The 19,188-nt window shown below is 66.8% G+C and carries 17 protein-coding genes; all 17 read right to left on the bottom strand.

Features of this window, described 5'->3' with window-relative positions; all coding sequences use genetic code 11:
• Positions 1-225 precede the first annotated feature (225 nt).
• The 17 genes from ftsA to ACZ1J6_RS22160 all read right to left on the bottom strand — a co-directional run bounded on the left by ftsA (position 226) and on the right by ACZ1J6_RS22160 (position 19,158).
• On the bottom strand, positions 226-1,506 hold the full coding sequence (gene ftsA / locus ACZ1J6_RS22240; protein WP_134095109.1) for a cell division protein FtsA: 1,281 nt from the start codon (positions 1,504-1,506) through the stop codon (positions 226-228).
• Complete coding sequence (locus ACZ1J6_RS22235) at positions 1,506-2,471, bottom strand: cell division protein FtsQ/DivIB (RefSeq protein WP_132261769.1); 966 nt, start codon at positions 2,469-2,471, stop codon at positions 1,506-1,508. The genes ftsA and ACZ1J6_RS22235 overlap by 1 nt, the downstream gene beginning before the upstream one ends.
• Complete coding sequence (locus ACZ1J6_RS22230; RefSeq protein WP_431568685.1) at positions 2,468-3,424, bottom strand: D-alanine--D-alanine ligase; 957 nt, start codon at positions 3,422-3,424, stop codon at positions 2,468-2,470. The genes ACZ1J6_RS22235 and ACZ1J6_RS22230 overlap by 4 nt, the downstream gene beginning before the upstream one ends.
• On the bottom strand, positions 3,421-4,344 hold the full coding sequence (gene murB, locus ACZ1J6_RS22225; protein ID WP_431568684.1) for a UDP-N-acetylmuramate dehydrogenase: 924 nt from the start codon (positions 4,342-4,344) through the stop codon (positions 3,421-3,423). The genes ACZ1J6_RS22230 and murB overlap by 4 nt, the downstream gene beginning before the upstream one ends.
• Complete coding sequence (gene murC, locus ACZ1J6_RS22220) at positions 4,341-5,762, bottom strand: UDP-N-acetylmuramate--L-alanine ligase (protein WP_431568683.1); 1,422 nt, start codon at positions 5,760-5,762, stop codon at positions 4,341-4,343. Before murC ends, murB begins: the two co-directional genes overlap by 4 nt.
• Complete coding sequence (gene murG / locus ACZ1J6_RS22215; RefSeq protein WP_431568682.1) at positions 5,759-6,985, bottom strand: undecaprenyldiphospho-muramoylpentapeptide beta-N-acetylglucosaminyltransferase; 1,227 nt, start codon at positions 6,983-6,985, stop codon at positions 5,759-5,761. The genes murC and murG overlap by 4 nt, the downstream gene beginning before the upstream one ends.
• Entirely contained in the window at positions 6,982-8,193 is a 1,212-nt protein-coding gene (locus ACZ1J6_RS22210) for an FtsW/RodA/SpoVE family cell cycle protein (RefSeq protein ID WP_134095114.1), read from the bottom strand. Before ACZ1J6_RS22210 ends, murG begins: the two co-directional genes overlap by 4 nt.
• Positions 8,193-9,593, bottom strand: coding sequence for a UDP-N-acetylmuramoyl-L-alanine--D-glutamate ligase (murD, locus tag ACZ1J6_RS22205; RefSeq protein ID WP_431568681.1), 1,401 nt, complete (start codon positions 9,591-9,593; stop codon positions 8,193-8,195). Before murD ends, ACZ1J6_RS22210 begins: the two co-directional genes overlap by 1 nt.
• Before the next feature lie 13 nt (positions 9,594-9,606).
• Positions 9,607-10,677: a phospho-N-acetylmuramoyl-pentapeptide-transferase gene (mraY, locus tag ACZ1J6_RS22200; protein WP_132261758.1), complete on the bottom strand. Its 1,071-nt coding sequence runs from the start codon at positions 10,675-10,677 to the stop codon at positions 9,607-9,609.
• 16 nt (positions 10,678-10,693) lie between these two features.
• Entirely contained in the window at positions 10,694-12,271 is a 1,578-nt protein-coding gene (locus ACZ1J6_RS22195; protein WP_431568680.1) for a UDP-N-acetylmuramoyl-tripeptide--D-alanyl-D-alanine ligase, read from the bottom strand.
• A 4-nt stretch (positions 12,272-12,275) separates the two neighbouring features.
• Positions 12,276-13,775: a UDP-N-acetylmuramoyl-L-alanyl-D-glutamate--2,6-diaminopimelate ligase gene (locus tag ACZ1J6_RS22190; protein WP_431568679.1), complete on the bottom strand. Its 1,500-nt coding sequence runs from the start codon at positions 13,773-13,775 to the stop codon at positions 12,276-12,278.
• Between the two features lie 10 nt (positions 13,776-13,785).
• Positions 13,786-15,561 (bottom strand): peptidoglycan D,D-transpeptidase FtsI family protein, encoded by a 1,776-nt coding sequence (locus ACZ1J6_RS22185; RefSeq protein WP_132261754.1) that lies wholly within the window; start codon positions 15,559-15,561, stop codon positions 13,786-13,788.
• Positions 15,558-16,118: a hypothetical protein gene (locus tag ACZ1J6_RS22180; protein ID WP_132261752.1), complete on the bottom strand. Its 561-nt coding sequence runs from the start codon at positions 16,116-16,118 to the stop codon at positions 15,558-15,560. The genes ACZ1J6_RS22185 and ACZ1J6_RS22180 overlap by 4 nt, the downstream gene beginning before the upstream one ends.
• Complete coding sequence (gene rsmH / locus ACZ1J6_RS22175; protein ID WP_431568678.1) at positions 16,115-17,155, bottom strand: 16S rRNA (cytosine(1402)-N(4))-methyltransferase RsmH; 1,041 nt, start codon at positions 17,153-17,155, stop codon at positions 16,115-16,117. The genes ACZ1J6_RS22180 and rsmH overlap by 4 nt, the downstream gene beginning before the upstream one ends.
• Positions 17,152-17,649, bottom strand: a complete 498-nt coding sequence (locus ACZ1J6_RS22170; protein WP_132261749.1) for a division/cell wall cluster transcriptional repressor MraZ — start codon at positions 17,647-17,649, stop codon at positions 17,152-17,154. The genes rsmH and ACZ1J6_RS22170 overlap by 4 nt, the downstream gene beginning before the upstream one ends.
• Positions 17,650-17,963: 314 nt before the next feature.
• Entirely contained in the window at positions 17,964-18,785 is an 822-nt protein-coding gene (locus tag ACZ1J6_RS22165) for a DUF4350 domain-containing protein (protein ID WP_431568677.1), read from the bottom strand.
• 37 nt (positions 18,786-18,822) lie between these two features.
• On the bottom strand, positions 18,823-19,158 hold the full coding sequence (locus ACZ1J6_RS22160) for a hypothetical protein (RefSeq protein ID WP_431568676.1): 336 nt from the start codon (positions 19,156-19,158) through the stop codon (positions 18,823-18,825).
• Positions 19,159-19,188 lie beyond the last annotated feature (30 nt).

Here is a 19,188-nt window from a genome sequence, read left to right as displayed (position 1 = left end):
CCTTGACTAGCCTGATTGCACGGCAGCCTCCGTCAAGGCAAAGCGTGCAGCCTTGTTGTCCACAGCCGAAACCGCGAATTCCAGCCAATCGTGCCGTTCCCGTCGCAGGGAATGCACGACTGACCAAAGGGCTTTGAGTCGGTTTGGAAATTCGCGGACAGGAATTCAGCGGCACCGGCCCTCGCCCCCACTAAATGCCCTGACGGGCATCTTCCAAACAGTTGCTCAAAAGTACTCTTTCAATGCTCTATAGACGCGGTTGACCACGCCAAGACCGCTGTAACTCACTGTACCTTGGCGGTTCTTGCCGAAGGTGCGAATGTCGATCGGGTCCGCGGCGGCATAGAGAACCAGTCCCGCAAGCGTGGAGAAGCCCGGTTTTACGTGGGCTTCGGCCAGTCCCGAAAGGTGCGGCACGCGGCCGATGCGCACCGGCTTGCCCAGCGCCGCCTGCGCATAGTCGGCCAATCCCACCAGTTCCGCGCCGCCCCCGGTGAAGACCACCTGCTTGCCGCGCTGCGCGTTGAAGCGCATCAACTTCAGCGCCTTGTTTATTTCTTCCATCAGGATGCCGAGCTGGCCGGTAATCACACCGATCAGTTCGGCGCGCGGGATCCGGTTCTTGTCATCGGCATGGCGGGCGATCGGGCCGGTGCCTTCCTCGCCCGGCGCATTGACGGGAATCATCTCGCGGTGATCGTGCGGGCTGGCGATGGCGGAGCCGTTCACGCACTTGAGCCGCTCGGCCTGGAACCGGCGAATGCCGAAGGCCGAGGCGACGGCGTCGGTGATGTCGGCCGAGCCCATCGGGATCGAGATCATGTCGATCAGCAGCCCATGCGAATAGACCGCGACATTGGTGACTTCCGCGCCGAATTCCACCAGCGCCACGCCCAGGTCACGCTCCTCGGGCGAGAGGCACGCCTGCCCCGCCGCGATGGGCGAGCCGACCACGGCCTCCACTTCGAGATGCGCGCATTGCACCGCTTCGGTCAGGTTGCGGATCGGAGCGCCGTCGGCCAGGACTATGTGGATGTCGACGCCAAGCCGCTCGGCATGGAGCCCCTTGGGATTGCCCACGCCGTGCGCACCGTCCAGGCGATATTGCGCCGGCTGGGCATGGAGCACCATGCGCCCGTCGGGCTGGATCACTTCGCGCGCCGAGATCAGGAGCTGATCGATATCCTCCTGCTCGATGCGGCGGCCGCCGATCTCGGCATCGAACTGGTCGATGCGGCTGGCGAGCCCCGCCCCCGAGCAGCCGATCCAGACTTTGGTGACGCTGGTGTCGGCCATCTTCTCCGCCCGGTCGATGGCATCGCGGACGGCATAAGTGGCGGCGGCCATGTCAGTGACGAAGCCGCGCTTGATGCCCTGGCTGGCGCGGTGGCCCGAGCCGAGCACGATCATGTCCCCCATCTCGGACATGCCCGCGACAATGGCGGAAATGCGGAAGGACCCGATGTTGACCGCGCCGAACACCCGGGTGATGCGTGGGGGTGCCATCACTGTTCCTCCGCTGCGGCGGCACTCTGGCTGCTCGCTTCGACGCTCGTATGGGGGACTGCGCCCGCCTTCATCGCCAGTTCCTGTCCTTCGGCGTCCGGGACCCGCAAGTAGATGCGGTCCTTCGCGCGCATGTCGATAGCCGTGACTTTGCCGCCGATCAGCCGGTTGGTGCCGTCAAGCCGGGCAAAAGTGACGAGCGCCCCGGCGGATTCGGTGTCGCCTTCCGGCAGCGCCAGCACCTGCCCGGTCTGAAACGTCAGGTTCCAGCGGCGGTTGCCGATCCATTCCGCTTCCTGCACTTTCGGCTGGAGCGCCGGCGCCGCTTCGAGCAGATGGCCGAGCTGGGTCACCTGCTGGCCCGCACCTGGGCCGGAGACGATCAGCTTGCCTTTGGCGTCCTTCCGGTTGATCGCTTCCAGTTCCTGCCCGGTCTCGTCGATGAGCACGAAACGGTCCGCCTTGCGGAGCACCGCATGGGGCTCTCGCTCGACGATGTCGATCACCAGCGTGTCCGGCAGCTGGCGCGAGACGCGCGCGTCCTTCACCCACGACAGACCCAGCAGTTCGCTGCGCAGCCCGTCGAGATCGACCTGGGTCATTGCCCGGTCGCGCTCGGCCAGGGCCTTTTCGTAGACTTTCAGCTCGTTGAGGTTCTTCACCCCGCGCACTTCGACGCGCTTCACCTCGAAACCGGCATCGGCGGCGACCTGGGCGAACTGCTTGCCCGCCAGCATCGGCACGCCGGCCGCATTGGCCACGACCCAGATGAGCAAGCCCGCGCCGCCGAGTATGGCGACGAGGAAGATCTTGTGAAGCTGCTCCTCGGTGAAGGGCAGCCAGCTCATCACCGTATCGACGGCGGTGCCGCTGGTCGCCTTGGCCTGGCGGACCTTGGCCTTGGTGTTCTGGGCCGCGGCGGCCTTTCGCGCTGTCTTCGGCTTGCGCCGGATCGTCTGGCTCATTTGGCCCCCTTGGCGACCTTTCCGGCGTCGGCAAGCGCTTCGGCAATCACTGCTTCCACGAGATCGGGATATTCCATGCCGCAGGCGCGCGCCTGCTCGGGAACCAGGCTGAGCGGCGTCATGCCGGGCTGGGTATTGACCTCCAGCAGGAACAGACCCTCGATCCCCTGCGTGTCGTCCCAGCGGAAGTCGGCGCGGCTGGCGCCCTTGCAGCCCAGCAACTGATGGGAGCGCAAGGCAAGGTCCTTGCAGGCCGCCGTAATCTCGTCCGGAATTTCCGCCGGGCAGACGTGCTCGGTCATGCCGTCGGTATACTTGGCGTCGAAGTCGTAGAAGCCGGACTTGGGCTTGAGTTCGGTGACCAGCAGAGCGCGATCACCGATCACCGCAGTGGTCAGTTCCCGGCCGCGAATGAAGGGTTCGGCGAGCAGGCGGTCGAATTCCTGCCACGGGCCCTTGGCGTCCGGCGCGATCGGATTACCGTAATTGCCCTCATCGGTGACGATGGCGACGCCCACGGAGGAACCCTCGTTGACGGGCTTGAGCACATAGGGACGCGGCAGTGGATCGCGTTCGTGGATCGTGGCGCTCTCGACGATGCGGCCGCCGGGCATGGGAATGCCGTGAGGTACGAGCGCCTGCTTGGTCAGCTCCTTGTCGATGGCGATGACCGACGTGGCGAGGCCCGAATGCGTGTAGGTAAGGCCCATCAGGTCCATCATGCCCTGCACCGTGCCGTCCTCGCCCGGCGCGCCGTGGAGCGCGTTGAACACGACGTCCGGCTTCGCCTCCGACAGGCGCAGCGCGACATCGCGGTCCATGTCGATGCGCGTGACCGTGTGGCCCTTGGACTCAAGCGCCTTGGCCACGCCCTCGCCGCTCATCAGCGAGACCGGCCGTTCGTTCGACCAACCGCCCATCAGGACCGCGACGTGGAGCTTGGAGAGGGTCACTGCGTCAACTCACTTCTTGCTTCAGCGGATAGTCCAACCCGCTGGATTTCCCATTCGAGCGTCACGCCCGAGTTTTCCTTGACCCGGCGGCGGACTTCCTCGCCCAGGGCCTCGATATCGCTGCTGGTGGCGTCGGCCACGTTGAGCAGGAAGTTGGTGTGCTTCTCGCTCACTTGCGCGCCGCCGAGAGTCAGGCCGCGGCATCCGGCTTCGTCCACGAGCTGCCAGGCCTTGTGGCCTTCCGGGTTCTTGAACGTCGAGCCGCCGGTCTTGCTGCGCAGCGGCTGGCTGGCTTCGCGGCTGGCGGAAATCCGGTCCATCTCGGCCTGGATCGCCTCGGATTCGCCCGCGCGGCCCTTGAAGCGCGCAGCGACGACCACGGCGCCTTCGGGCAGCTGCGAATGGCGATAGGTATAGCCGAGGTCGGCGTTGTTCAGGGTGACCAGCGTGCCGTCGCGCAGCACCACGTCGCAATCGACCAGCACGTCCTTGACCTCGACGCCATAGGCACCGCCGTTCATGCGCACGAAGCCGCCGACCGTGCCGGGGATCGAGCGCAGGAATTCGACACCGGCAATGCCGTTGTCGCGCGCGGTGGAGGAAACGAGGATGCCGCTGGCGCCGCCGCCGCATTCCAGTGTGACTTCATCGACGCGGCCGACTTTCGCGAAAGCCTTGCCGAGCCGGATCACCACGCCCGGAACGCCGCCGTCGCGCACGATCATGTTGGAGCCGAGGCCGAGCGCCATGACCGGGACCGACGGATCGAGATCGCGCAGGAAGCCCTGCAGATCGGCAAGATCCTTCGGCTCGAACAGCCACTCCGCCGCGCCGCCCGACTTGAACCAGACGAGCGGCGCCAGCGGCGCATCGGCCTTGAGCTTGCCGGCTACCTGGGGAAGGCTTGGCGCTTCGCTCAAGCAGCCCTCCGCTTGACGATCGCGTCGGCAAGACCGGCTGCCCACTTGGTGATGTCGCCCGCGCCGAGGCAGACGACCATGTCGCCCGCCTGAATCGACGTGGCCAGGACATCGGCCAGCGCGTCCGGTCCGGCGACGACTTGCGCCGAGCGATGTCCGCGCGCCTTCATGCCCGAAACCATGTGCTCGGAATCGACGCCTTCGATGGGCTGCTCGCCCGCGGCATAGACCGGGGCGGCGTAGACCACGTCGGCATCGTTGAAGGCCGCTTCGAAGTCTTCCATGTGATCGCGCAGGCGCGTGAAGCGATGCGGCTGGACCACGGCGATGACGCGATTGCGCACGCCTTCGCGGGCGGCTGCCAGCACGGCGCGGATTTCGACCGGGTGGTGGCCGTAATCGTCGATCACGGTGACGACACCGCCCTCGACCTCGACTTCGCCGACTTTGGTGAAGCGGCGCTTCACGCCGCCGAACTTGGAGAAGCCGGTCTGGATGCACTCTTCCGAACAGCCCATCTCCACCGCCACGCCCACGGCGGCGAGCGCGTTCTGGACGTTGTGGCGGCCCGGCATCGGCAATTCGATGCCCTCGATCCGGCGGAACGAGCCGTCGCGCTGGCGCAGGGCCACGTCGAAGCGGTTGCCGCCGGGGATCGGCGTCACGTTCTCGCCGCGAATGTCGGCCTGGGCGGAGAAGCCGTATGTCACCACGCGGCGGTCGCGCACCTTGGGGATGATCGCCTGCACTTCCGGGTGATCGATGCAGAGCATCGCCGCGCCGTAGAAGGGCACATTCTCGATGAATTCGACGAAGGAGTCCTTCACCTTGTCGAACGAGCCGTAGTGATCGAGGTGCTCGGGATCGATGTTGGTGACGACAGCGATGGTGCCGTCGAGGCGCAGGAACGAACCGTCGCTCTCGTCGGCTTCCACCACCATCCAGTCCGAAGCGCCGAGGCGCGCGTTCGAACCGTAGGAATTGATGATGCCGCCGTTGATGACAGTGGGATCGACCCCGCCGGCATCGAGCAGCGCCGCGACCATCGATGTCGTGGTGGTCTTGCCGTGCGTACCGGCCACGGCCACCGTGTTCTTGAGGCGCATCAGCTCGGCCAGCATTTCCGCGCGGCGGACCACCGGAATGCGGTTTTCGAGCGCGTAGACGACTTCGGGATTATCGCGCTTCACGGCGGTGGAAGTGACGACCACGGCGACGCCTTCGACGTTCTCCGCCGCCTGGCCGATCATCACCTTTATGCCCCGGCCGCGCAGGCCTTCGACCACGTAGCCCTCGGCAATGTCGGAGCCCTGCACCGAATAGCCCAGGTTGTGCATCACTTCGGCAATGCCGGACATGCCGATGCCGCCAATGCCCACGAAGTGGATCGTGCCGATGTCGGTGCCGACGCCCCTCACTGTGCGGGCTCCTTCGCGAGCTTGCTCTTGGCCAATCCACTTTGAGCACGCGCCTCGCCGCCCTTGGCGGGCATGGCTTTCTCCAGGCGGATCACGTCCATGATCGGGGCTGCGCCGAAGCTTTCGACAAGGTCGGCAAGATCGCTGGCGGCATTGGGATAACCGCAGTTCCACGAGGCGTGGGCGGCGTTGGCAAGGGTTTCGGGGTGCTGGGCCATGGCCTGAATCTGTTTCGCGAGCATGGTCGCGGTGAAGCTTTCCTGTCGGATTGCGCGGGCGCCGCCGGCCGCGACGATCTCGCGGGTATTGGCGGCCTGGTGGTCGTCGGTGGCAATCGGCAGCGGGATCAGGATCGCCGGTCGGCCGACCGCGGTAAGCTCCGCGATGGTCGAGGCGCCGGAGCGGCCGATGAAGAGATGGGCGCCGGCAAGCCGCTCGGCCATGTCTTCGAAATAAGTCGCGAGTTCGGCGGGGATGCCGTGGCCGGCATAGCGCGCGCGCACGGCATCGATATCCTCGGGCCGGCACTGCTGGATCACCTGGAGCCGCGAACGCAGCGCCGGGGGCAGCATGGCAAGGCCGTCAGGCACGACTTCGGAAAGCACGCGGGCGCCCTGGCTGCCGCCGGTCACCAGGATGCGCAGCAGGCTGTCCTCACCGAATTCGGGGAACGGCGCGTCGCGCAGGGCCAGGACTTCCTCGCGCACCGGATTGCCGACCAGCGTGACTTTGTCCGCCAGCTTTGGATCGAGCCGGTCCACTTGCGCAAAGGCCGTGGCGATGGCGTTGACCTTGCCGGCGAAGTAGCGATTCACCCGGCCGAGCACCGAGTTCTGCTCGTGCAGCACCGTCGGGATCTTCGCCGAACGGGCGGCGAGCATCGTCGGCAGGGCGGGATAGCCGCCAAAGCCGACCACGGCAGTCGGCTCGAAACTCTCGAACAGGCGCAGCGCCATCGCGCGGCCGGACAGGATGCCCTTGAGACCCTTGAGCCAGTTCAGCGGGTTCTTGCCGGCAATCCGGCCCTGCGGCAGGACATGAGCGGGCAGATAGTCGGGCTTGCCGGGAATGGCCGCGCCGCGCTCGTCGGTGATGAGCGCGACGTGATGGCCGCGACGGTCCAACTCCGCGGCGAGCGCGAAGGCGGGGATGAGGTGGCCGCCCGTTCCGCCCGCGGCGAGGACGTAGTGGCGGCTGACCGAGCCGGATACGGCCGAACTCATGAAGAAAAGTCTCCAACGGCGCGCAGTGAGAACTTCTCGCGCTTGATGAACGGATTGCGGCGCGTGATCGCCAGCAGCAGGCCGACGGTCATGCACATGGCCACCGTGGACGAGCCGCCGTAGCTGATCAGCGGCAAGGTCATGCCCTTCGACGGGAAGAGCTGCAGGTTGACCAGGATGTTGATGAAAGCCTGCCCGCCGAACTGCGAGGCGATGCCCGAGGCGGCGAGCACGGTGAAGAGGTCCTCCTCGTCCACCAGGCGCAGCATGACCCGCGTCAGCAGGGCAAGATAGATCATGACGATGACGACGCAGGCGATCAGCCCGAATTCCTCGCCGATGACGGAGAAGATGTAGTCGGTATGCGCTTCGGGCAGCGCCATCTTGCGCGCGCCCATCCAGAAGCCCTGCCCGAACCATCCCCCGTTCAGGAGCGTGCGCTGCGCAAGGTCCACCTGGTCGAAGGCATTGCCGCCGGACAGGAAGGAATCGATGCGGTTGCGGCCGTTGTCGTATGTGAAATACATCAGGACGATACCCGCGACGCCCAGCCCGGCGAACATGCCGATGCGCTTGAGCGGAATGCCCGCCAGCAGGATCATCACGAAGAACGTGCCCGAAAACAGCATGGTGGAACCGAAGTCCGGCTGCGCCATGAGCAGCGCGCCCAGCAGGCCCATGAGGCAGAAGCAGATCGCCACCACCGGAATATGCGGATCGCGCGCGCGCCAGGACAGGATCCAGGCCAGCAGGATCGGGAAGCCGGAGCCCAGGAACTGCGACGGCTGGATCGAAAAGCCCAGCTTCAGCCAGCGCCGCGCGCCGTTCACTTCGGAGCCGATCACCGGCACCAGCACCAGCCCGACCAGCATGACGGCAGCAATCAGGATGCCCACGCGGCGCGCGCTGTCCTTCGACAGGCTGGACGCCCAGAACATCGCGCAAAGGCCCACGAACTGCCAGCGCAAGTGCAGCCAGAAGAAGTGGAGCTGCGAGAGCTTTTCATGCGCGGTAGACAGGCGCCGCGCACTCGCGGGCGAACCGGCCGCCACCGCAACGGCGCCGATGCCCATGAGGATCAGCACGATGGCCAGGACGGTGCGGTCGATCTCCTGCCACCAGATCGCCAGCTGGCCCCGGCGGTTGCGGTTGTAGCGGACGTTGGCGGGCTGAACGCCCGAAGCGGAACCGGGAGCGGCAGTGGCCATCAGTGCTTCACCCCATCTTCGCCTTCACCCTCGGGCGTATCGGCGGATGCGCCCTGCTCCTGCTCGCCATGAAGTTCGAGCAGAGCCTCGACGATCTGGCGGAAGGCCAGTCCGCGCGCTTCGTAGTCGCGGAACTGGTCGAAGCTGGCACAGGCGGGCGAAAGCATGATGACGTCGCCGGGCCTGGCGCGGGTCATCGCATCGCGGATGGCTTCGGCCATCATCTCGCTGCGGTGCACTTCGGTGTAAGGCGCGAGGATTTCCGCGAAGCGCGGCCCGGCATCGCCGATGGTATAGGCAGCCGCGACATTGCCGAAGAACGGCGCGCATTCGTCAAGGTCGTCGCCCTTGGGAAGACCGCCGAGAATCCAGTGGAGGCGCGGCTCGGGATCGGGCGGAAACGCGGCCAGCGCCGGTGCGGTCGAGGCCGGGTTGGTCGCCTTGCTGTCGTTGATGTAGAGCACGCCGCCGGCCTCGGCCACGCGCTCCATGCGGTGCGGCAACCCGCTGAAGGTGCGCAGCGCGGGCTGCCACTGCTCCGCGGGAATGCCCAGGGCCTCGACGATGGCGACGGCCACCGCGGCGTTCTGCAGGTTGTGCGGGCCTTGCAGCGAGGGCCAGTCCTTCTGGAGCGGCGCAAGGTCCTGCCCGCCGACGCGGCGGACGGCGTCGGGCGCGCGGCGCAGTTCCTCGGTCTCGGCAATGTCGGAGGTCTCGCGGTCGCCGGTCCCGAAGATGGCGGGGCGCGCGGCGTCCTGCATCGCGAAGAGGCGCGCCTTGGACATGGCATAAGCCTCGAACCCGTCATAGCGGTCGAGATGGTCCGGCGTGATGTTGAGCAGCGCGGCCACGTCGCAGTCCAGGCTGCGGGTGAGATCGATCTGGTAGCTGGACAGCTCCAGCACGTAGACGCCGCCCTCCGGCAGCGGATCTTCGCCCAGCACCGGCACACCGATATTGCCGCCGACGCGGGTGGGCACACCGGCGCTTTCCAGCAGGTGGCAGACCAGCGACGTCGTGGTCGACTTGCCGTTGGTGCCGGTTATGCCGACGACGCGGTGCGCGGGAAGGCTGCCGCGGGCCAGCGCGAAAAGCTCGATATCGCCAATCACCGGCGCACCATGGCGGCGCGCGGCTTCGGCGATCGGGTGCTTGTTGAGCGGTACGCCCGGCGAGACGACTACGCCGTCATAGCCCGTCAGGTCGGCGGTGACGGGGTCCGCGACTTCGATGCTTTCCTCGTGACGGCGCGCGCAGAGGGCGTGGCGCGGCTCTTCGCGCGAATCCCACGCCATGACGTGGGCGCCGCTGGCCAGCAGCGTCTCCACCGCCGTGAGTCCGGAGCGCGCGAGTCCGAGCACCGCGTAGCGTTTTCCGGCAAAGGCGGGGGAGACGATCAAGACCCGGCGCCCCTTATCGCAGCTTGAGCGTGGAGAGGCCGAGGACGGCAAGGACGATTGAAATGATCCAGAAGCGGATCACGACGGTCGATTCCTTCCAGCCCTTCTGCTCGAAGTGGTGATGGATCGGCGCCATGCGGAACACGCGGCGGCCGGTGCGCTTGAACCAGAACACCTGGATGATGACCGAAGCCGCTTCCAGCACGAACAGCCCGCCGACGATGGCCAGCACGATCTCGTGGTGCGCGGCCACGGCAATGGCGCCGAGCGCGCCGCCGAGGGCAAGGCTGCCGGTATCGCCCATGAAGACGGCCGCGGGCGGGGCATTGAACCAGAGGAAGGCAAGGCAGGCGCCGATGATCCCGGCGCAGAACACGGCGAGTTCACCCGCGCGCGGAACGTGCGGAATGCCGAGGTAATTGGCGTAGTCGACGCGGCCCGCCAGGTAGCAGATGATCGCGAAAGTACCCGCTGCGATGATGACCGGCATCGTCGCCAGCCCGTCCAGGCCGTCGGTCAGGTTCACGGCATTGCCCGCGCCCACGATCACCACGGCCGCGAAGACGTAGTAGAATGGCCCGAGCGGAATGTAGCGGCCCGACAGGAAGGGCACATAGAGGTTGGTGTTGAGCTGGCTGACGATGATGTACGAGGCGATGCCCGCCACCACGAACTCCAGCCCCAGGCGCAACTTGCTCGACAGGCCGGCCGTGCTGCGCTTGGCGACCTTGTCATAGTCGTCCAGGAATCCGATGATCCCGAAGCCCACGGTCACGGCCACGCAGGCCCAGACGAAGGGGTTGGTCACGTCCATGAACAGGATCATCGAACTGACCAGCGCGGTGAGGATCATCAGCCCGCCCATCGTGGGGGTGCCGCGCTTGGCAAGGTGGCTCTGCGGGCCGTCCTCGCGGATCGGCTGGCCCTTGCCCTGGCGCACGCGCAGCATGTTGATGAAGCGCGGACCGATCAGCAGGCCAAGGCCCAGCGCCGTCATCAGCGCCGCGCCGGAACGGAACGTCTGGTAGCGGAAGAGGTTGGACAGTCCCTCGTAATGGAACCAATCTGCGATGAGATACAGCATCTTGCGGGGTTGCCCCCTACCCTTCCTGTTTGTCGAGCGCGTTCACGAGGGAAGACAGGCCCACCGAATTCGAGCCTTTGACCAGGATGACGTCATCCCGTTCGAGACCGAATTCGCGCAGTGCATCCACGGCTTCCCGCACGCTCAGGCAATGCGCGAAGGGCACCGTCTTGCCAAGCGGAAGACTAGCGGATTTCCCCAGTTCCCCTGAATGTTCGGCGGCTTCAAGAGCTTGGGCGAGCGGGGCCATCTCCTCGCCCACCAGCACGGCGTAATCGACTCCCGCCTCGCGGATCGGGCCGGCCAGCGCGGCGTGGTAATCGGGGCCGTGGCTGCCCAGTTCCTTCATCGCACCCAGCACGGCGATGCGGCGATGCGCGGGGGTGCGCCCGAGCTGGTCGAGCGTCGCCCGCATCGAGGCCGGATTGGCGTTGTAGCTCTCGTCGATCAGCAGCGCCTTGCCACCGTTGCGGGGCGACGCGGGGCGGCGACCGGCTGCATCGGCATCGACGTCGGGCTCCCCACCCGGAACGTCGATTTCCAGTCGCGCGCCCCGGCCCGGCAGCCCGCCCATTTCGGCGAGCGCCACGCCTGCAGCGCCAAGGTCACCTTTCACCCCGCGCACTGCGGCCATGACCGCGAGTGAATTGATCACGTGATGTTCGCCGGGCGACGCGACGGTATAGCAGACGCGCCGGTCGCCCATGTCGATGGTCACCAGCGAGCCGCCGCCGATCGCCGGCACCGCGTCCAGCAGACGGACGTCGGCGTCGCGGGCCTTGCCGAAGGAAACGACTTGCGCGCCGACGGCGACCGCGGCTTCCTTCAGCCGGTTGAAATAGGGGCTGTCGGCCGGAATCACGGCGATCCCGCCCTCTTCCAGCCCTTCGAATATCTCCGCCTTGGCATCGGCAATGGCCTCCATCGAGCCCAGCATCTCGATATGGGCCGGCGCGAGGGTGGTGATGACGGCGACGCCCGGACGGACCTGCCGGGTCAGCCCGGCGATCTCGCCCGCGTGGTTCATGCCCATTTCGAAGATGCCGAAACGGGCGCGCGCGGGCATGCGCGCCAGGCTGAGCGGCACGCCGACGTGGTTGTTGTAGCTCTTGACCGAGCGGTGGGCATCGCCGCGGCTGGCGCGGTCGAGCGCGGCCCAGATCGCTTCCTTGACGCCGGTCTTGCCCACCGACCCGGTCACGCCGATAATCGGGCCGCGGGCGCGCAGGCGGCCGGCGTTTCCGAGCAGTTCCAGCGCCTCGGTGGTGTTCTCCACCAGGATGTGCGGCCCATCGACCGGTCGGTCGACCACGGCCGCTGCCGCACCCTTGGCGAAAGCCCCCTCGACGAAGCGGTGGCCGTCCATGGCCTCGCCCTTGAGCGCGAAGAACAAGTCTCCGGGCTGAACGTCGCGGCTGTCGATCTCTACGCCGGAGACGGTGAACTCGCTGCTGGCCGCACCCTTGAGCACCCGCGCAAGCGTGGCGGAATCCCACAGGCCTTGCGTCGACGGGGCCAGCGGGTTCTCCTCCGCGGCGTCGCTTCCCCCGATCGAATCACTGGGCCAATCGAGGATCCGGGCTACAGCATTCATCGCACTACCTTCCCTGCGGACCAGACATTTCCCTGGCCACGGTTACGTCGTCGAATGGCAGGACGCGCACGGAGTCGCCGCTGCCGATGATCTGCCCCTGTTCATGCCCCTTGCCCGCGATGAGGACGATGTCCCCCCGGCCAGCCTCGGCGATGGCCGCGCCGATCGCCTCGCGCCGGTCACCGATTTCCCGCGCATCCTTGCCCATTCCGGCCAGGACCATCGCGCGGATCGCCGCTGGATCCTCGCCGCGCGGATTGTCGTCAGTGACGATCGCCACGTCCGCGCCTTCGCTGGCCACGCGGCCCATGTCCGGCCGCTTCCCCTGGTCGCGGTCGCCGCCGGCGCCGAAGACCACGATCAGGCGCCCTTCCACATGGGGACGGAGCGCCGCGATGGCCGCTTCCAGCGCGTCTGGCGTATGCGCATAGTCGACATAGACCGGCGCGCCTACCGAGGAAATCGCTGCGCGCTCAAGCCGCCCGCGCACGGTGACGAGGCGCTTCAGGGCATCGAAAGTCGTATGGGCAGCGCCGCCGCTGGCCAGCACCAGCCCTGCCGCCACCAGCGAATTGGCGGCCTGGTAGGCACCGATGAGCGGAAGCTCGAGCACGTAGGCTTTGCCCTCATGCTCGAGCTCCAGCTTCTGGCCGAGTCCGCCCGGCTTGCGACCCGAGAGGCGGATGCTGGTGCCCTTGGCACCCACGGTGAACGTCTTGAGCCCGCGCCTTTCGGCATGGGCAATGGCTTTGTCCGACCAGGCATCGTCGGCCCAGATCACGGCGGTGCCGCCATCGACGACCACTTCGTCGAACAGGCGCATCTTCGCCGCGAAGTAATCGTCCATGTCGGCATGATAATCGAGATGGTCGCGCGAGAGATTGGTGAAGGCGCCCACCGAAACGCGCGGTCCCTCGATGCGGTACTGCGAAAGGCCGTGGCTGGACGCCTCGTAGGCGACATGAGTGACGCCCTCCCGCGCGAGGCCGGTCAGGTTGGCGAGGAACGTGACGATGTCGGGCGTGGTCAGCCCGGTCGAGACGGTTTCGTCGCTCGTGGTGACGCCCAGCGTGCCGATCGAGGCCGCGCGTTGGCCCGCCATGCGCCAGATCTGGCGCGTCAGCTCGACCGTCGAGGTCTTGCCGTTAGTGCCGGTGACGGCCACCAGGGTCTCGGGAACCGGCTGGAAGAACGGCGCGGCGAGGCGCGCGAACAGGCGGCGCGGCTCAGGATCGGCGAAATGGACGGCGCCTTCGACTTTGGCATCGGGATGCGCCACCACGGCAATGGCGCCGGCCTTGACGGCGGCGGCGATGTAGTCCTCGCCATTGAACTTCGCACCGCGAAAAGCGCCGAAAACCGTGCCGGGCGCGACTTTGCGGTGGTCGATGGCAAAGCCGGTGACATTGCCCGTCTCGTCTGCACTGCCCGCAAGATTGCTGGCCGAAAGGGAGCCCTCGGCAAGAGGGATGCCGGCAGCGGCGCAGAGGGCAGACAATTTCATTCTTCGAGGCTCACTCTTCAGCGGTTCCGGCGGGGATCAGGGGCTTGAGGTCGGAAATGTCGATGTCGCGCGTTTCGTCGGGCATGACGCCCAGCAGCGGGCCGATGCGCGGGACGACGCGCTGGATCACCGGCGCCGAGTTCCAGGCCGCGGTGCGCTGGAACGAGGTGGCTTCCGTGCCCTGCGGCTCGTCCATCATGGCGATGACGACATAGCGCGGGCGGTCCATCGGGAAAGCCGCGGCGAACGTCGCCACCAGCGAGTGCTTGCGATAGCCGCCGACGCCGGGCTTTTCGGCAGAGCCGGTCTTGCCGCCCACGCGGAAGCCCGGCGCGTCGGCCTTGCGGCCCGTGCCGTAGGACACGATCATGCGCAGGAGCTGGCGCATGCGGGCGCTCGTGGCGGCGGTGAACACGCGGCGTCCTGCCGGAACCTGCGAAGGCTCCAGCTTTTTCAGGGTGGTCGGGCGCCAGATGCCGCCGTTGACGAGCGCGGCATAGGCGTTGGCCAGATGCAGCGGGGTAACCGCGATGCCGTGGCCATAGGCGACCGTCATGGTGCGCAGGCGCGGCCATTCGCCCCGCGGCCAGAGCGGGAAGCCGCGCGCCGGCAGTTCGACATAAGGCCGCTGGTTCATCGACAGCGATTCCATCGTCTTCTTGAGCCGCTCGCCGCCGAGTTCGTCCGCGATATGCGCCGTGACCGTGTTCGACGAATGGATCAGCGTTTCCAGCACGTTGAGCGAGCTGCCGTAGTTGTGCAGGTCGTGGATCGTGAACTTGCCGACGTGGAGCGGCGTCGCCGGCCAGCGACGGCGCAAGTCGGTGATCGTGCCGGCATCGAGCGCGGCCGCGACGGTGATCGGCTTGAAGGTGGAGCCGAGTTCATAGACCTGGTTGGTCACGCGATTGAAGCCGCGCGGCACGTCTCCGGCCTTGGCCTGCTCCTCGGTGATGACGAGGTCGCTGGGCTGGACGTGGTTGGGATCGAACGAGGGCAAGGAGGCCAGCGCCAGGATTTCCCCGGTGTCGACATCGAGGATCACGCCTGCCGCACCCTTGGCCTTGCTCAGCGCCATGCCCTTGCCGAGTTCGTCTTCCAGCGCGCTCTGCACGCGGAAGTCGATCGAGAGCACGGCCGGGGTCTCGCGGCCTTCGGGGCTGGTAAGCTGCTTGTCGAACGCCTCTTCCATGCCGACCTGGCCCTTGCCGAAGGTATCGACATAGCCCAGCACCGAGGCCGCCATGGACCCTTGCGGATAGAAGCGCGTGGCTTCCTGCGGATATTCGAGCGCCGGCTCACCCAGGGCGTGGACCTTGTTGGCGTCCTCCGGGAGGATCGACTTGCGCAAGTAGCCCGGCTTGTCGGACGAGAGCTTGGCGATCAGTTCGGCGCGGTCGAGATCGGGGAAGATGCGGATCAGCCCATCGGCGATCTCGGCCGGGGTGTGGACCAGCGAAGATCCCTCGGTCATCGCCTTGGGGTTGAACCAGAGCGAATAAGTACGGAATTCGCGCGCGAGCGGCACGCCGTTGCGGTCCACGATCTCGCCGCGCTGCGGGATCAGCAAGTCGGAAAGGTCGCCTCCGCGCACGGAGGGGCCGGTCACGCCCAGGTAGACGATGCGGAAGAAGGCCAGAAGCCCGATGAGCGTGAACACCCCCAGAATCCAGAGCGTGCGCATCTTCGCCGTCAGCAGCGACTGCTGACGGACGTTGAACAGCTTGCGCCGGCCGGTGGAAACCGTGGTGGGGATCGCTCCGATCGGGAAGGCCGGAGCGTTCACTGCTGGGCGGCCTCCGCCACCTCGATGCGCGCCAGGCGGCTGCCCAGCGCCGCGGCGTCACGCGCCATCTGGTCACGCTCGGGATCGCGGTTCTTGCCGCCCGCGCCCTTGGCTTCGCCCTGGGCGATGGCAGCGGCCGTGGCGCCGGAGACGGGCGACACCATGGCCAGCAGTCCGCCGTTGCCGCCCTCCGCTTGCGTGCCCTCGCCGGTCTTGTCGGCATTGGCATAGCGGATCGGCGCCGGCGCACCCGGCCCCACCGGCATGCCCAGCGCGGCAAGCTGGCGCTCGCCTTCGATGTACTGACCCGCGGTCGGCGCCTTGTAGCCGAACTCGACGTCGTTCAGTTCCTTGAGCGCCTGCTGGTTCGAACGGGTCTGGAATTCCGTTTCCAGGAAGTTGATGTCCTGCTGCACCCACACGATCCGCTTCTCGGTATCGTGAACCTGGCTCTTCACCGCGTTGACGCGCAGCGTCAGGCCGATCGTCAGCGCCCCGCAGACCAGCAGCACGGAAATCCATCCGATCGAATGGACGCGATCGCGAGTGAGGTTCATGCGGCGCTCCTGGGGTCTTCGCGGCCGTTCCGGGCCGATTTCGTGGGGCCAGTCGTTCTGGGTGAGGCTTCCGTGCGCACCGCGGCGCGCAGGGTTGCGGATCGGGAACGGGGATTGGCGGCAAGTTCCGCTTCCCCGGGCCGCACCGCCTTCGCCACGTGTTCGAACGTCGCCTGCGATCCCGAAGCGACTTGCGGCAGGTGCCGCGAAGTGCTTTGGGCCTGGCCGGCGGCATCGCGCAGGAAGCGCTTGACCTTGCGGTCCTCAAGGCTGTGGAAGGTCACGATCGCCAGCCGCCCCCCGGCGCGCAGCAGCGTTTCGGCCCCTTCCATCCCGGCGTCGAGTTCGTCCAGCTCTCCGTTCACATGGATACGGATCGCCTGGAAGCTGCGCGTCGCCGGATCCTTCGGCGCCGATGCTCCCTTGTAATTGGGGTTGTAGCCCACGGCCTTGCGCACCACGCTGGCGAGTTCGCCCGTGGTCGCGATGGGCCGCGCGGCCACGATCGCCCGCGCCACCCGGCGCGACTGACGTTCCTCGCCATAGAGGTAGAGCACGTCGGCGATCCCCGCCTCGTCCGCCTCGTTCACGAAGTCGGCGGCGGAAAGCCCGGACTGGCTCATGCGCATGTCGAGCGGGCCATCGGCGCCGAACGCGAAGCCCCGCTCCGCCTGGTCGAGCTGCATCGAGGACACGCCGATATCCATGACGACGCCGTCCACGCTGTCGACTCCCGCTTCTGCAAGGCCCTCGACCATTTCGGAGAAGCGCCGGGCGTGCAACACGAGGCGGGGCGGAACGGCGTCCAGCTCCGGCCATTTTTCGCGGTTATCCACGATTGCAGCGATGGCATCGGGATCCCGGTCGAAGGCGTGAACCGTCGCGCCCGCATCGAGCAGGCGGCGGGTATAGCCGCCCGCACCCAGGGTACCGTCGACGATGACGTCGCCGCCCCGGGGGTTCAGGGCGGCGACGACCTCCTCAAGGAGCACCGGAACGTGGGGAACGCCCTCGGGTATGGTGCGAGAGGCGCTCATTTCTTCGAAGCTTTCTGAAGTTCCTTGGCCGCAAGGCTGCCACAGGCGGTCTGTGCCGCCTTCCAGCTATCGTCCATCGTGTTGAGGTTTTCCGGGCTCCACACCGTGAAGAAGCGGCCATTGCCGCGGAAGTAGAGCTGGTCGGAGACATTGGCGAGCGCGCCGAGATCGTCGGGCAGGACGAAACGGCCGCTGCCGTCGAACGGCACTTCGTAGGAGGCGTAAATGTCGCTGGCGCGCTTTTCCGCGTCGAAGTCCTTGCCCGCGCGGACGGCCATTTCCTGCTGCTCGCGGATTTCCTGCTCGAAATCCTGGATGCGCGAGAGGCCGAAGCCGACGAGGCAGGGCCAGCGGTCATGGGTGGTCAGGCAGAGCAGGTCCTTGCCGCTCGATTCGCGCACGGTGCCGCGAAATGCATTGGGCAGCACGAAACGGTTCTTGTCGCGTAGCAGCGAGAAGCCCTGTCCGTTGTAGATGTATGGCTGCCCAGCCATGGTCCCTGTTCGCCCCTAAGGTTGCCTCTCGGGCATGACAGCGACCCTTCCCGCCACGCGCTCACGCGGCAGGGTTCCGGTACTGCAAGCAGCACACGGCGAGTCTCAGCCATTCCGATTGACAATGCTTTTATAACGGGAATTTTGGGGATTAAAGGGAAATGTGGGGATCAGAGGGAATTAATCGGCGGATTTCTTCGGATTTTAGACACGGGTCATCCCAGGTCCTGTTCCGTTAGCACCTGCGAAACCATGGATAGCGCTGATTTTACGCGGATTTTCCCTTATATCCGCATCGATCCCGGGCCTGCCCGTCAATCCCCACTTTTTGCCTGTTCGATGAGCCTGGCAAACGTTTTACGCCGCAAGTCCAGCGAGGACACATCTTCGGGGTCCTCGAGCAAGGCTGCGTCGGAAATGGCCAGGATCCGCCCCTTCCCCAGCCTGCATCGCGCCAGAACTGCATCCGCTTCGAAAAGGCAGGAGGCAGTCTCGTCCCCGCTTTTCCCGCCGGTCCCGGATTTTCCCGCCGGCACGGCGCCGTCCCCATCGCTCCCCGCTTTCCCCGAAATTCCCGAGGACGATGGTCCTTCCCCGGAATTCCCCGATGCGCGAAACCGGCCCGCAAGGTCGACCGGAAGCGGCCCGGCGGAAGTCTGGACCAGGCGTTCCCCGGCCCGCTGGCCCGCGTCGAACTCCAGCGCCAATCCCCAGTGCGCCAGGATGGGAGATAGCAGCACCATGTCCTGCGGCCGCCGAGGATCGCCCAGCGCGTGGCGCGACGGCATGGTCAGCATGGGGTCCGCGAACAGCAGCAGATGCCCGCCGTCCCGCACCCAGCGGTCCAGCGCCACGTTTTCCTGCGGCGAAAGCGGGCGGGGCTGCGCCAGCACCAGCAGCGCGCCCGAGGGGAGCGGCAATCGCCCGTTCGGCCCGGCCAGCGTGTCGAGCGGGGTCAGGCGGCCTGCCTCATCCAGCGGTGCAAGCGCCCAGTGCCGGGCGCGCTCAGGCGCCAGCAGTTCGCGTACATCGCCGCTTTCGCCCCAGACGATGGGCAGGCTGGTATAGAGGCCGATGACGCGATCGCGGCGCGGCGCCGCCGATTCGCCGCAACTCGTGAGTGTGGCCGCGAGCATGGCCGCGCCCGCCAGAAGCGTCAGCGCTGGGCGCAGCTTACTGGCCGTCTGCCGGAGCGCCGGTTACTTCGGGATCCGTCATCGGCGCGGGCGGAGCCGAGGGGCTGGGATCGGCGGCGGGAACCACGCCGATGTCCGCGAGCGGATCGCTGGACGCCTTCTTCGGCTTGGCATCGACCGCAACGACCTGCTGGATCGGATCGGAAGTATCGATCAGCCGGGTGCGATCGTTGATGATGTTCGCCAGGCCCACGATGAGCAGCATCGCGCAAAGGCCGAACAGCCCCACCTGGAGGCGGTGAACGGCCTGCGAACGCAGCTCGCGCGCAGTGGGCGGCACGAAGTGCTGCGGTGCGGTGATCGGTTCAACCATTGTAGGCGGAATGTGTCCTGCCATCGACAG

The organism is Novosphingobium sp. BL-S-21, from assembly GCF_055521655.1.
Note: the sequence above shows the minus strand (reverse complement) of the source record. Positions and strands in the feature narration are given on the sequence as shown.